Raw genomic sequence first — 1,745 nt, 5'->3', positions numbered from 1 at the left:
TATATGCACTGAAGCACGTATTTTGCGGCATCTCACTGAAAAATAATTTGAAATAAAATCTAATAAAAATCGAAGGATACATATGAAGAGCACAAAGTTCTACCGTAATGCAGCAATGTTGTTGCTCGCGGGCGCGACTATTATTCCACAATGCTTAGCAGTTCCAGCAATGGCAGATTCTTCCGCAAAGCCTTCTGCACCAGCTGCATCTTGCGCAGCTAGCAAGGACTCGCTGAACAACTACTTGTGGGATTTGCATTACGATAAAACAAATATTCTCGCACGTCACGGCGAAACAATTAACAATAAATTCTCCAGCGACAGCTTCAACAAGAACGGCGAATTCGTTGTTGTTGAGCATCAGAAGAAGAACATCACCAATACAACGTCAAACTTGTCGGTAACTTCGGCCAACAATGATCGCGTGTATCCTGGTGCATTATTCCGCGCTGACCAGAATTTGATGGATAACATGCCAAGCTTGATTTCAGCAAATCGCGCACCATTAACTTTGAGCATTGATTTGCCAGGCTTCCACGGCGGCGAGAGTGCTGTAACTGTGCAACATCCAACCAAGAGCTCCGTTACTTCAGCAGTTAACGGTTTAGTTTCTAAATGGAATGCACAATATGCAGCAAGCCATCATGTAGCAGCTCGTATGCAGTATGATTCCGCAAGCGCACAAAGCATGAACCAGCTCAAGGCTAAGTTTGGTGCTGATTTTGCAAAGATTGGCGTACCGCTGAAGATTGATTTCGATGCGGTACACAAGGGTGAGAAGCAGACTCAAATTGTGAACTTCAAGCAAACTTACTACACAGTAAGCGTCGACGCTCCAGATAGCCCAGCAGATTTCTTTGCTCCATGCACCACGCCAGAAAGCTTGAAGAACCGTGGCGTTGACAGCAAACGCCCACCAGTTTACGTGTCAAACGTAGCTTATGGTCGCTCAATGTACGTAAAGTTCGATACCACCAGCAAGAGCACTGATTTCCAGGCTGCAGTAGAAGCAGCAATTAAGGGCGTAGAAATCAAGCCAAACACCGAATTCCATCGCATTCTCCAGAATACTTCTGTTACTGCAGTGATTCTCGGCGGCAGCGCTAACGGTGCAGCAAAGGTTATTACCGGCAATATCGATACGCTAAAGGCTTTGATTCAGGAAGGTGCAAATTTGAGCACCTCTAGCCCAGCTGTTCCAATCGCTTACACTACTTCCTTCGTAAAAGATAACGAAGTAGCAACTCTCCAGAGCAACAGCGATTATGTTGAGACTAAGGTTTCTGCTTACCGTGACGGTTATTTGACCTTGGATCACCGTGGAGCTTATGTAGCTCGCTACTACGTCTACTGGGATGAGTACGGCACTGATATCGACGGAACTCCATACGTACGTTCTCGCGCTTGGGAAGGAAACGGCAAGTATCGTACCGCTCACTTCAGCACAACGATTCAGTTCAAGGGCAATGTGCGCAATCTTCGCATTAAGTTGGAAGAAAAGACCGGCTTAGTATGGGAACCATGGCGTACAGTGTACAACCGTACTGATTTGCCGTTGGTTCGCCAGCGCACAATCAAGAACTGGGGCACAACCTTGTGGCCTCGCGTTGCTGAAACTGTAAAGAATGACTGAACTCATATTGCAATTGAGCATAAATAAATAAAACTGAAAAATTAAGGACTTTATCTTATAGCCAGTTATGAGATGAAGTCCTTAATTTTTTACACAAATAGGATTTTTTTAT

At 45.0% G+C, this 1,745-nt stretch carries 1 protein-coding gene; it reads left to right on the top strand.

What is annotated here, in order from left to right; all coding sequences use genetic code 11:
• The first annotated feature begins 82 nt into the window (after positions 1-82).
• A complete protein-coding gene (vly, locus tag A5294_RS06300) occupies positions 83-1,633 on the top strand; it encodes a cholesterol-dependent cytolysin vaginolysin (protein ID WP_004110067.1) in 1,551 nt (516 codons plus the stop codon).
• The last annotated feature ends 112 nt before the right edge of the window (positions 1,634-1,745 follow it).

It is taken from the genome of Gardnerella sp. 30-4, from assembly GCF_001641215.1.
Lineage (GTDB): Bacteria > Actinomycetota > Actinomycetes > Actinomycetales > Bifidobacteriaceae > Bifidobacterium > Bifidobacterium leopoldii.
This window is presented reverse-complemented; position numbering and strand designations above follow the sequence as displayed.

Coding starts and splice junctions, on each gene's coding strand:
- vly (WP_004110067.1), top strand. CDS start 83: ATGAAGAGCACAAAGTTCTACCGTAATGCAGCAATGTTGTTGCTCGCG.